The organism is Natronomonas sp., from assembly GCF_036625485.1.
Classification (GTDB): Archaea; Halobacteriota; Halobacteria; order Halobacteriales; family Haloarculaceae; genus Natronomonas.
Genome location: NZ_JAZKTR010000089.1, coordinates 1 through 10480, shown reverse-complemented (window position 1 = coordinate 10480; position 10480 = coordinate 1). Strand labels below are relative to the sequence as shown.

At 65.6% G+C, this 10480-nt stretch carries 15 protein-coding genes; 5 read left to right on the top strand and 10 right to left on the bottom strand.

What is annotated here, in order from left to right; all coding sequences use genetic code 11:
- Positions 1–626, top strand: a 626-nt coding sequence (locus V5A53_RS09660) for an AAA family ATPase (RefSeq protein ID WP_332313396.1), incomplete at its 5' end; no start/stop codon positions are given.
- Positions 627–1045: 419 nt separating this feature from the next.
- On the opposite strand, the gene V5A53_RS09655 is transcribed toward V5A53_RS09660, so the two are convergent.
- Together V5A53_RS09655 and V5A53_RS09650 are read right to left on the bottom strand one after the other, a co-directional pair.
- Entirely contained in the window at positions 1046–1189 is a 144-nt protein-coding gene (locus V5A53_RS09655) for a hypothetical protein (RefSeq protein ID WP_332313395.1), read from the bottom strand.
- Positions 1190–1259: 70 nt separating this feature from the next.
- Positions 1260–1952: a metallophosphoesterase gene (locus V5A53_RS09650; protein WP_332313394.1), complete on the bottom strand. Its 693-nt coding sequence runs from the start codon at positions 1950–1952 to the stop codon at positions 1260–1262.
- Positions 1953–2084: 132 nt separating this feature from the next.
- On the opposite strand from V5A53_RS09650, the gene V5A53_RS09645 reads away from it, so the two are divergent.
- Entirely contained in the window at positions 2085–2858 is a 774-nt protein-coding gene (locus V5A53_RS09645) for a DUF7839 domain-containing protein (protein WP_332313393.1), read from the top strand.
- A 66-nt stretch (positions 2859–2924) separates the two neighbouring features.
- On the opposite strand, the gene V5A53_RS09640 is transcribed toward V5A53_RS09645, so the two are convergent.
- Genes V5A53_RS09640 through V5A53_RS09610 form a run of 7 tightly spaced genes read right to left on the bottom strand, consistent with a single transcriptional unit; the run spans position 2925 to position 6119 of the window.
- Positions 2925–3131, bottom strand: coding sequence for a hypothetical protein (locus V5A53_RS09640; RefSeq protein ID WP_332313392.1), 207 nt, complete (start codon positions 3129–3131; stop codon positions 2925–2927).
- Entirely contained in the window at positions 3128–3757 is a 630-nt protein-coding gene (locus V5A53_RS09635) for a J domain-containing protein (protein WP_332313391.1), read from the bottom strand. The genes V5A53_RS09640 and V5A53_RS09635 overlap by 4 nt, the downstream gene beginning before the upstream one ends.
- Before the next feature lie 45 nt (positions 3758–3802).
- On the bottom strand, positions 3803–4558 hold the full coding sequence (locus V5A53_RS09630; RefSeq protein WP_332313390.1) for a proteasome assembly chaperone family protein: 756 nt from the start codon (positions 4556–4558) through the stop codon (positions 3803–3805).
- 53 nt (positions 4559–4611) lie between these two features.
- Positions 4612–4794, bottom strand: a complete 183-nt coding sequence (locus tag V5A53_RS09625) for an RNA-protein complex protein Nop10 (protein WP_332313389.1) — start codon at positions 4792–4794, stop codon at positions 4612–4614.
- A 9-nt stretch (positions 4795–4803) separates the two neighbouring features.
- Positions 4804–5604 carry a translation initiation factor IF-2 subunit alpha gene (locus V5A53_RS09620; protein WP_332313388.1) on the bottom strand — a complete coding sequence of 267 codons (801 nt, stop codon included), beginning with the start codon at positions 5602–5604 and terminating at the stop codon, positions 4804–4806.
- 57 nt (positions 5605–5661) lie between these two features.
- Positions 5662–5835 carry a 30S ribosomal protein S27e gene (locus V5A53_RS09615; RefSeq protein WP_332313387.1) on the bottom strand — a complete coding sequence of 58 codons (174 nt, stop codon included), beginning with the start codon at positions 5833–5835 and terminating at the stop codon, positions 5662–5664.
- 2 nt (positions 5836–5837) lie between these two features.
- Positions 5838–6119, bottom strand: coding sequence for a 50S ribosomal protein L44e (locus V5A53_RS09610; RefSeq protein WP_332313386.1), 282 nt, complete (start codon positions 6117–6119; stop codon positions 5838–5840).
- A gap of 159 nt (positions 6120–6278) precedes the next feature.
- On the opposite strand from V5A53_RS09610, the gene V5A53_RS09605 reads away from it, so the two are divergent.
- Entirely contained in the window at positions 6279–6545 is a 267-nt protein-coding gene (locus V5A53_RS09605) for an HAH_0734 family protein (RefSeq protein ID WP_332313385.1), read from the top strand.
- A gap of 168 nt (positions 6546–6713) precedes the next feature.
- Here the strand turns inward: V5A53_RS09605 and V5A53_RS09600 are convergent, their stop codons facing one another.
- Complete coding sequence (locus V5A53_RS09600) at positions 6714–8966, bottom strand: DUF2298 domain-containing protein (RefSeq protein ID WP_332313384.1); 2253 nt, start codon at positions 8964–8966, stop codon at positions 6714–6716.
- A 173-nt stretch (positions 8967–9139) separates the two neighbouring features.
- Here V5A53_RS09600 and V5A53_RS09595 point away from each other — a divergent pair, with 173 nt between their 5' ends.
- Positions 9140–9898, top strand: a complete 759-nt coding sequence (locus V5A53_RS09595; RefSeq protein ID WP_332313383.1) for a glycosyltransferase — start codon at positions 9140–9142, stop codon at positions 9896–9898.
- Positions 9895–10368, top strand: a complete 474-nt coding sequence (locus tag V5A53_RS09590) for a GtrA family protein (RefSeq protein WP_332313382.1) — start codon at positions 9895–9897, stop codon at positions 10366–10368. The genes V5A53_RS09595 and V5A53_RS09590 overlap by 4 nt, the downstream gene beginning before the upstream one ends.
- Positions 10369–10480 lie beyond the last annotated feature (112 nt).

Here is a 10480-nt window from a genome sequence, read left to right as displayed (position 1 = left end):
TGCTCGCGAAGGCCGTCGCCAACCAGACCGACGCCACCTTCATCAAGATGGCCGGCTCCGAACTGGTCCACAAGTTCATCGGGGAGGGCGCGAAACTCGTTCGCGACCTCTTCGAACTCGCGCGCCAGCAGGAACCCGCCGTCGTCTTCATCGACGAGATCGACGCCATCGCTGCCAAGCGGACCGACTCCAAGACCTCCGGCGACGCCGAGGTCCAGCGGACGATGATGCAACTGCTCTCGGAGATGGACGGCTTCGAGGACCGCGGCGAGATCCGCATCATCGCCGCCACCAACCGCTTCGACATGCTCGACCGCGCCATCCTCCGGCCCGGCCGCTTCGACCGCCTCATCGAGGTGCCCAAGCCGGACCACGAGGGCCGCGAGATGATCTTCCAGATCCACACCCGCGACATGAACGTCGCCGACACCGTCGACTTCGGCGAACTCGCCGAGATGGCCGACGACGCCTCCGGTGCCGACGTGAAGGCCGTCTGTACCGAAGCCGGCATGTACGCCATCCGCGACGACCGCACCGATGTCCGGATGGAGGACTTCGAGAACGCGTGGGAGAAGATCAAGCAGACCGAAGAAGAGACCGACGACGTCTCCAAGACCTTCGCCTGAAACTTTTTGCACGGGTCGGCGAAGCCGACCCGGCAAAAACGTTCATGAAAAAGACACGGCGGGCCTCCTTACAGTCGGCCCTTGGTCCCGCGCCTCGCTGACGCTCGGCGCGGTGAACCGCTTCAGGCGGGTTCTTCGAACCCGCCCTCGCGGATGCTAACCTTATATATTGATTCATTCGGCTAAGAGAGGACTCTACTTCGACTTGCTGAAACAACTACACTCTTGCATCCGCCGAGCGGGGCCTTCAAAGAAGGCTCCCGAGGCGGTTCGCGGCGCCGAACGAAGTGAAGCGCCGTAGCGACGAACGACTACCGCGCACCGAAGGCGCGCGACAGGAGCGAGAAGCTATTTTTCATCGAAGTTTTTGCCGGCGAGCCCACGGCTCGCCGTGCTAAAAGTTCGGTGTAAACGTGGATTTATAGGAGGGAGAAAACCGCAAGCGGCAGGCCGAACAGCAGAATCGTCATCACGACGAGGATGAGGGTGTAGGCGGCGGCGGTCCCCGCGGCGGTGAACCACGAGGGATGGTCGTGTCGTTCCTTGATGTCGGAGATGCTCATACGCTGGTGTTCGCTCGCTGTCCCTTATTTGTACCGTTACCGACCGATTTGGCGCCGGTCAGGGGCTCGATTACAACATTCGCCGGAACTCACCGAGCGGCGGGAACTCGTGTGTCCGGTCGGCGTCCTCGTCGCGGACGATGGGACGGAACACGTTCGTGCGCTTGATAAGGGGCGACTGGAAGTCGCCAGCGGACATGGTATTTATAAGCGCGCCGGCGGGCACGCGGCTGAACGGGGGCAGCATCAGCACGTCGGCGCCGTCGTAGTGGTCCGACGCGTGCAGATAGCAGGGATGCCGCTGGCCCTCGATGTCGATGGTCGGGTGGTCGTGGCCGACGACGTAGAGGTCCGCCTCCGTGTCGGGCGCCTCGTGGCCGTGCGTGACGACGATATCCGTTTCGGGAAGGCGATATTCGCCGGCGGTCGGGCCGTCCCACAGCTCGTCGAGCATCGAATCGTGGTTGCCGGGCGTGACGACGAGCCGGCAGTCGGCGTCGGCGGCGATCTCGCGGAGTTCGTGGACGGTTTCGGCGGTGCCGGTCGGTAGCGAGTCGAAGGAATGCAGCAGGTCGCCGGCGACGACGGCCTCGGCGGGTTCGTAGTGGGCGAGTAACGCGTCGAAGCGCTCGGTGAGATCGCCGTGTTCGCCGAGTCGCGCGTGAACGTTCGAGGCCGCGTCCCGGCCGATGTGGAGGTCTGCAACGACGAGCGCGTCCGCCGCAGGCAGGTAGACAGCCCGGTCACGCGGCTCGAAGGCCATATTCACCGTTGGTTGGTGGGCGGCAAATCCCTGTCGGGGACGTCGTCCGAGAGGCCGGGCAGTCCGACAACCGGTACCCTGCAGACGGCCGGAGTCGCCGGGGTTTATAAATAATCGATACGAGTGGTCGGTATGGTCGAGGTGCTCGACAACAAGCGGGCCGCGACGAAGTTCCGCGTTCTCGTCGAAATCGCGGACCGGCAGCCGGCGGTCAATCAGGGGGAGATCGCCGACGCCGTCGGGGTGACGAGCCAGGCGGTCTCGGAGTACATCCGCGAACTCGTCGACGAAGGCCTCGTCGAGAAGGAGGCCCGGTCGCGGTATCGCGTCACCAAGCAGGGCGTCGACTGGCTCTTCCAGCAGGCCTCCGACGTCAAGCGGTTCTCCGACCACGTTACCGAGGACGTCCTCGGGAGCATGCAGGAGGACGCCGCCTTCGCGACCGACGACATCGAATCGGGCGAGACGGTGTCGCTGTTCATCGAGGACGGCCTCCTGCACGCCGAATCCGGCGACGAAGGCCCGGCGACGGGCGTGGCGACCACCGACGCCGAGGCGGGCGATGTCGTCGGCGTCACCGGTTTCGCCGGCATCATCGACCTCGAACCCGGGGACGTGACGGTGTTTCAGGTCTCGCCCGTCAGGTCGGGCTACCCCGAAGGGTCGGCGGCACTCGCCGAGGCCGCCGCCGCGGCCGACGTCGTCGCCGCCGCGGGCGTCGAAGCAGTCGCCGCCCTCCGGAAATCCGACGCCGAACCCGACGTGACCTTCGCCGCCGGCGAGGTGGCTGCGGACGCCGCGGGGCGCGGCCTCGACGTGGTCGTCGTCGCGACGACGGACCTCGCCGGCCGCGTCACCGACGCCCTCCGCGATGCCGGCCTCGCCTACGAAGTCGACGATATCTGAGCCTTTTTGCACCTGTCGCTCGGCCGTGTTGCTCTATCAAAGATGCCGCGAGAAGCGTGCGGTTCGCTATTCTTCGCGGTCCTTCGCCCGCTGAAGGGCCTCGTAGTAGGTCGCGGCGTCGGCCTCGTAGATGAACTCCGCGAGTTCATCGTGGCCGAGGTCCTGTGCGGCGAAACTCGCGCCCATCCAGTTGTGTTCGTCGTCGAGGAGGTCGGCGGCGAGGACCTCCGAGAGCTGTTCGATTACGTCGTCGGTGATGGGGGTTCGTGTCATGAGGCGTGTTGTTTCGCGGTATCGTAGGCGTCGCGGACGCGTTCGAACTCGGCTTTGTCGCCGCCGTGGTCGGGGTGGACCTCCTTGATGCGTTCGCGGTAGGCCCGCTGGACGGCATCCCGGTCGGCGCCCGCAGGCAGACCGAGGACGGCGTAGGCGGCGCGTTCACGCTCGGCGAGTCGGTCGCCGTTCGCGACTCTCTCGTTGCGGTCCTCGCCGAAGGAAACCTCGGGCGTCTCGAAGGGCAGGCGCGTGCCGAGTGCGATGCCGGGCAGTTCGTGTTCAACCAGTACGGCGTAGGTGGCCGTGGGTTCGAGCGCGTAGAAGGTGCGGGCGTCGAAGGTGACGGCCACGCCCCGGTGTGGAAGGTAAAAGTCGACGGATTCGCCGTGGACGACGGCGTCCTCGGTGAACCCCTCACCGATGGCGTCGAGATACCGGCGGATCTCCACGCGGCGGCGGGTCTCCGTCGTGAAGCCACCGTCGGAACTGGCGGCTGGGGACCCGTCGGGGAACAGTCGCGCGGCGACGACGAAGGTCGCGGCGACGCCGGCGCTCAGGAGGGCACCGAGCAACACCCCGAGGTACAGCCATCGTGGAAGCGTTAGCAGCGCGTCGACGGGCACAGGCTTTCTAGGGAAGAACTCCTTAAGACGTTTATCGATGCGACATCAGCCGATGTAGCGGAGGTCTTCCTCGCTCGGTGCGGCCGACCCCTGCTGTTCCATCTGCCGGATGCGCTTGACGACCTCTTCCATCTCCTCGGCGCGTTCTTCCAGCGAGTCGTAGCCGATGTCGAAGCCGACCGCCTCCTGCAGCACTTCCAGCACCGCGCGGGCACTCTTGGGGTCGACGAGGTAGCCGCTCGTCTCACCCATCAGGCAGGACGCCTCGAAGCCACGGCGCTCGCCGAGGCCGAGCAGGAGCCCGGAGATGCCGACGATGCCACCGGCGGGTTCGTCATCGCGGAACTCAACGCCGACGGCTTCGAGGTCCTCGATGAATTCGTCGGTCGTCGCCGCGCCGATGACGTCCGGTTCGTCGACCAACTCGCCGGTCGGGACGCCGCCGAGCGCGAAGATGCGGTCGACATCGAAGGCCCCGGCGACGTTCAAGAAGCCCTCCGTCAGTCGGTAGTGGCTCGGGCCGTCGCCCGCCTGATGGTCTCCTGTCAACAGGAGCAGGTCCAGTTCGGGTTCCTGCAGGGCGTAGACCTCCGCGGAAGCCAACTGTGTGCGACCCTCGTCGACGGTCACCTGCGGCGGGAAGTGCTCCGAGTAGACGCGACGCACCAGTTCGCCGTCGAACTCCTCCAGCAGGTGTTCGGCGGCGAGTTTCCCCACGTGGCCGACGCCGGGAAGCCCTTCGACGAAGACGGGATCGTCGAGGTCCGGGTCCGCGATCGTCTCGATGTCGAACTCGTCCATGCCCTGTACTGGCGGTCCGGCCGCTTAAGAACACGGCGATATTTCGAAAAGTGCTACTCGCCGCGGCGACGCGCTCGCCGGCGATACTCGCCGTATGGGTCCTCCGGATTGAACGGCGCTGGCGCGGTGTTCTCGGCGTCGGCACCGCACTCGGGGCATTCCTCACCGAGGGTGTAGACCGGCCGGTCGTGGGCAGATTCCCACGCCGAGCAGACGCGAATGTCGGATTTGGCCATCGGGAGTCGCTATTCTTCGTCGGTGCGGCGTTCGCGGTGGAAGTCGGCGGTGCCGCCGGTGGCCTCGATGGCCTCGCGGGCGCGGTCGGCGCTTTCTTCCAGTTGGGTTTCGGCGGTCTTGTAGTTCGGCGCCTTCACCTTGATGCGGTACTCGGGCGCACCGACGTAGGTGACGTCGAGTTCGACCTCCTCGGGGACCTCGCCGTTGCCCTCGGCGGCCTTGAGCGCCTCGCGGACGTCCTCGACGCCGTCGGGGCCGGCGGATTCGAGGTCGACGTAGCCCGTGACCGTGACGTAGGGGACCGAGACGTTCTCGCGGGCCGTCTCGACGATGGCGTCGACGTCCTCGTCGTCGAGGTCGGTCGATTCCAGCGCCTCCTCGCCGTGGATGGCGGCTTCCTCGAAGCCCTTGTAGAGGGAGCCGTACTGGTCGATGACCTCGTTGGCGACGTTGCGGAACCGGTCGTCGTCGATGTCCTCGCCGAAGGCGATCTCCATCCACTTGTCGGCCTTCTGCTCGTTCTTCCACTCTTGGACTTTCTCGGAGCGCTGGTGGTCGTTGACGTCCTTGATGGAGAGGTCGACCTGCTGGGCGTCCTCGTCGACTTCGATGACCTTGCAGACGACCATCTGGTCTTCGTTGACGTGGTCCCGGACGTTTTTGATCCATCCGGAAGCCACCTCGCTGACGTGGACCAGCCCACGTTTGTCCTCGTACTCTTCGAGGTCGACGAAGACCCCGAAGTCCTCTATCTCGTCGACGCGTCCGACGACGAGTTCGCCCGGGGAAGGCCAGCCGCTGTATTTCATACTCACCGCTACCCGTCTTATAAGAATAAAAGCACCGTTCCGCCCGCCGGTCCGGTTTTATCGCGCTTCGACGGTCTCGACGACCTCGCCGTGGAACTCGGCGTCGCCACCCGACGGGGTCGCGAGCGTCGAGCCGCAGACCGCGCAGTTGACGACGTTGGCGGCTTTTCCGAAGACGATCTGCTCGTTCTCACAGTCCGCGCATTCGACGCGGAAGAAGCTTCCTGCCATATTTACTCCTGGAAGGTGAGTCGGCCAGCACGCCATCCCTCGCGGAGGTGAGCCTTGCCACAGTCGCTGCAGCGGTACTTCAGGTCCGTCTTCTTGGTCGGCTTGTCGCCACCGGGCACCTTGGAGAAGCGACCGGCGTTGCCGATGACGGCCTTCCCGCGGCGGGTTCGGCGAGCGTCCCACTTCGTGCCCGAGGAACGGCCCGTACGGACCTTCTCGACCTCGTGCTGGTGGTGGGCATCGCAGTGCGGGCAATACGTGTTGAACCGGCGTGGCATTTCCATAGTTATCGACGGCTAACGCACCGTAGGTTAAAACGGGTTTGGTTTCACCTCCGTCGCAGTCGTCGAGTCAGCCACCGCGACTCATCCCTCCCGGAACGAAGTCGGCGCCCGATAGCGGCCTTCGAAGCGCTTAACCCATATTCCTGCAAACACCCGCGCATGAAGCACCTCATCATCCACGGGGACCCCGGCATCCGGAAGGACGCCATCATCAACTACGACGGCGAGGAACAGATCTGCTTCAACATCGCTCGGCAGGGCGAGTGGCACGGCCCCGACCGCGTCCAGCTGTGGTGTACTATCGGTACCGAGGACGAACGCGAGACGTTCGAAAAGCGGGAGTACGTCCCGATGCACCTCGACGTCGAAACCATCGACGCCGACGCCCTCGACGTCGTCAAGGCCAAGGGCGAACTCTCCGTTTAAGCGCGGTTTCCGATTCCGACCCGTCGGTCCCCTTCTTCCGAACGCGTTCTCACCCAGCCTGTGTTTTATATATCGAAACGCGGCCAGTGGTCGTGTGCTCTGAGCAATCGCCGATAGCCCGCCGAGGCGGTCGTGCGGCAAGCGGGGTATCGGGACGAACGCCGCCTGTCAGCCCCGTACCTCGTAGATGACGACGTCACCCTGCTGGAAGGCGACCTCCAGGTCCGGGTGGTCCTCGATGGAGAGGTCGTATCGTGCGCGTTCGGTCGGCCCGACGTAGACGTATTCCACGTCATAGCGGTCGAAGAGCGACGACTGCTCCACGGTCGACCCCTCGTAGATCGTCTCGACGTCGGAGAGACGCTCCTGATATGGCTCCTCCCCGCGGTACTGCTCCTCGTGGAACCACCCGAGGACGGTCGGCACGCCGGTGAGGCTCGCCGGCGCCGACGCGCCCCGTCCATCGTCGGGGTTCCATCGATAGCCGCCCGGCGCGGCGGTGACGATCGTCGGCTGCCCCTCGCGGGCGTCCAGCCAGTCGATAGCGGCCGCCTCGTCGGGATACCGCTCGTAGGTGTAGGCCGTCCCGTCGAGGGTCGGCCCGTCGGCACCGGCCGGTTCGTTCTCGAGGTGGGTCGGGATCGCGAAGCCGGCATACAGGCCGGTCGTCAACAGCACCACACAGGCGACGGCCACGCCCGCGGACCGCCACGCGGGCGTATCCACCGACGGCAAGGCGTTGGCTGGGTCGACCAGCCGCGCGAGTGCGACCCCCGCGGCCGGCGCCCAGAGGACCCACACCTGCATGTAGGTCTTGAAGACCGTGTTCATCCGCTCCAGTTCCGTGCCCTGATACTGTGGTTCGAGTACGTAAGCGAACTCCACGATGAGAACCAGCCCGATGCCGGCGAGCATCAGGACGGTCTCGAACCCCACGTCGGCACGCCGACGAAGCAGGAACCACGCCGTAGCCAGCAGCGGGCCGAAAAGGGCAACCACTGCGAACCCGCCGAGCCAGACGGCAAGGAGCAGGACGCCTCCGGCTGCTACGATTCCAACGATCCGTTCGCGTGGCAACGACGTCGTCCCGTAGGCACGACCAGCGAGATACGGGACGAACGCGAGCAGGAAGCCGCCGTGGACGACGAGTAGTGGTCCGAGATCGCTCCGGGGTGGGAAGAGCCCGAGGCTTCGCGTGCTCGCCGTCCCGAGCCAGAACGGCGTCACGAGTATTCCACCGACGAGAAGCACCACGAGCGCGCCCGCGAGGGCGAGGCCATCGCGGCGTATCTCTTCGAGGAGACCGTTACGAGGCCGAAGACGTTCGGCCAGCGTCTCGGGGAGCAGCGTCGCCGGGTCACTCGGCGTGAAGGCGACGGTGAGCAGTACGACCCCTGCGGCTATCGGGAAGTCCCACGTGTTCGAGATGGCGAGAAAGCCCGCAACGGGCGCGGTCAAAAGGAGTAACAGTCGGCGACGGGTCCGTTCTTCCTCCGGTGTCTGCCAGTAGCTGAAACAGAGCGCGGCGACAAGCAGCGTAAACGGCGTGGTCAGCATGTGGGCGTGGAGATCGCCGTTGAGCCACGCGAAAAGCGGGAACTCGTTTATCGTCCCCTCGATGACGCGGCTCGTATCGAAATACCAGAACTCCGTCGGGTTCCACGAGAGGGCGTCCCCGCCCGGCTCGAACCCGGTCACCGACGTCACCAGCGCGTCCGGAACCAGCCACGCGAGGACCTGTCCGGCCGTATAGAGGTTGCCCGCGATACCGACGAAGAAGGCACCGAGACCCGCCGCGATTCGTCGGGGAGCGTCGTGGGTTTCGGCGATTGCGCCGGCAAGCCCGTAGGCGGCGGTCACGAGCGAGGCGTAGAACCCCGCCAACGCGAGGTTATAGGCGAACCGGGGCGCGGTCCCGGTCAGTATCGTCAGCAGCGCCGTGAGCATCTGCCCGCCGTAGTAATACTGCAGGCTCTCGCCGGCGAACCACATGTCCTCCGGGGGAAGCGCCTCGGCCCGAAGCGACGTCCGAAGCAGGCCGAAATCGAGGAACTTCTCGCCGATAGCCAGCGGCAACGGGGCTATCTCGGGCGTTACGGAGCGAATCGCGACGAGGAACCCGAACGCGACCGCGAAGACGACGGCCACCTCGGCGTAGGCGTACTCGTCGACGGCCTCGCTGTCGCCGACGAACACGCTCCCGGCAATCAGGACAGCGAGAGCGGCCAGCAACGCCGGCCAGCCGAAGGCGAGATGACCGACGAGATAGCCAACGATGCCGATCGTTCCGAGTCCGACAGGGATGGCGAAGGCGGCGCCAGCGTCGTGGAATCGTGGGAACAGGGCCGCTGCGAGTGGGAGCGTCGCCAACCCCACGATGAGGTACATCGCCAGCCAGAGCACGACGAGGCCGTATTCCATCACAAATACGGCGGCATCCATCCCCTATACTTCTTGTGAATTGATACCTCGGATGCGGACCGTTGTAACGATACACCGGTCATCGCCAGTAGGGGTCGGCGATGACCGGTAAAAGACTACAACGGCCCGTATGATTCGAACGGTTTTTGCTCGCCCGGATGTCAGGAACGGACATGAGTCACCTCGGGGTCGTCGTCCCCGCGTTCCGACCCGACGCCGCCCGACTGGAGGCGTACCTCCGAGAAATCGTCGAAGAGCTGGCTCCCGAGACCGTTCGCGTCGAGTTCGACGCCCCCGACCCCGAAACGCTGGAGGCGATTACCTCGCTATCGCTGCCGGGCGTCGTGGTCAACGCCGTCCCGTATCGGCGCGGGAAGGGCGCCGCGATCACCGCGGGATTCGAAGCCCTCGATACCGACCGGCTGGCCTTCGCCGATGCCGACGGCAGTACGCCGGCATCCGAACTCGGTCGAATCGTCGACGCCCTCGACGGGGCTGACGTGGCTGCCGGGTCCCGCCGGCATCCGGACTCGCACGTCGTCGGCCACCAGACGCTCGCCCGGCGCCTCCTCGGCGACGGGTTCGCGTGGCTCGCTCGGCGTCTGCTGGAAGCGGAACTCCACGACTACCAGTGCGGCGCGAAGGCCCTGACGGCCGAGGCGTGGGACCGGGTTCGGGTCCACATCTACCACCCCGGCTTCGCGTGGGACATCGAACTCCTCGCGATGGCGGCGGCGCTGGACCTCGATATCGTGGAGGTCCCAATCGACTGGGAGGACAAACCCGGGTCGACGGTCTCGCCAGTTCGCACCAGCCTCTCGATGGCGAAGGCCCTGTTCGTCGCTCGGAATCGCGCCAAACGTCTGCAGGACAGTCGACTACACGACGCCCTCGCGCGAGGCGACGAACTCGCGTTAATCGACCGAGAATGAAACGGGGCCCGCTCGACCTGCTCATCGACCTCCGGGACGCCCTCCTTGCGCCCGCTCGAATGGGCCAGTTTCTCGGCGTCGGCGCCATCGGTGCCGCCGTCGACCTCTCGGTGAGCTCGTTGCTCACGCTGGGGGCGATACTGCCGGCCGAATGGGCGAAACTCATCGGCGCTGAGATCGCCATCGTCCTCATGTTTCTGATCAACGACCGCTGGACGTTCGCCGACCACGGCGCGACCGGGGCGGTCCCGAAGGCCCGGCGTCTCGTCAAATCAAACGTCGTCCGGTCGGCCGGCCTGCTCATCCAGTTCGTCGTCGTCTACGTCCTCACCCGAATCGGCGTGACGGTGGTCGTCGCGGGCACGGACCTCTGGCCGCTCATCACGCTCCCCATCGCTATCGGCTGTGCCGTCGCGGTCAACTACGTCGCCGAAAGCCTGCTCACGTGGCGGGTCCACCAGTCACGGTAGGATTCCACAGACGGCACGTCAATCACAACCCTTAATGGGCGGACCGGATTACGAGGATGTAGCGGGATGGGATAGCCAGGAGATTCCGCCGGGCTCATAACCCGGAGATCGG

Coding starts and splice junctions, on each gene's coding strand:
- V5A53_RS09620 (WP_332313388.1), bottom strand. CDS start 5,604: ATGAAATACAGCGGCTGGCCTTCCCCGGGCGAACTCGTCGTCGGACGC.
- V5A53_RS09625 (WP_332313389.1), bottom strand. CDS start 4,794: ATGGCCAAATCCGACATTCGCGTCTGCTCGGCGTGGGAATCTGCCCAC.
- V5A53_RS09595 (WP_332313383.1), top strand. CDS start 9,140: ATGAGTCACCTCGGGGTCGTCGTCCCCGCGTTCCGACCCGACGCCGCC.
- V5A53_RS09605 (WP_332313385.1), top strand. CDS start 6,279: ATGAAGCACCTCATCATCCACGGGGACCCCGGCATCCGGAAGGACGCC.
- V5A53_RS09650 (WP_332313394.1), bottom strand. CDS start 1,952: ATGGCCTTCGAGCCGCGTGACCGGGCTGTCTACCTGCCTGCGGCGGAC.
- V5A53_RS09610 (WP_332313386.1), bottom strand. CDS start 6,119: ATGGAAATGCCACGCCGGTTCAACACGTATTGCCCGCACTGCGATGCC.
- V5A53_RS09640 (WP_332313392.1), bottom strand. CDS start 3,131: ATGACACGAACCCCCATCACCGACGACGTAATCGAACAGCTCTCGGAG.
- V5A53_RS09615 (WP_332313387.1), bottom strand. CDS start 5,835: ATGGCAGGAAGCTTCTTCCGCGTCGAATGCGCGGACTGTGAGAACGAG.
- V5A53_RS09655 (WP_332313395.1), bottom strand. CDS start 1,189: ATGAGCATCTCCGACATCAAGGAACGACACGACCATCCCTCGTGGTTC.
- V5A53_RS09600 (WP_332313384.1), bottom strand. CDS start 8,966: ATGGAATACGGCCTCGTCGTGCTCTGGCTGGCGATGTACCTCATCGTG.
- V5A53_RS09645 (WP_332313393.1), top strand. CDS start 2,085: ATGGTCGAGGTGCTCGACAACAAGCGGGCCGCGACGAAGTTCCGCGTT.
- V5A53_RS09590 (WP_332313382.1), top strand. CDS start 9,895: ATGAAACGGGGCCCGCTCGACCTGCTCATCGACCTCCGGGACGCCCTC.
- V5A53_RS09630 (WP_332313390.1), bottom strand. CDS start 4,558: ATGGACGAGTTCGACATCGAGACGATCGCGGACCCGGACCTCGACGAT.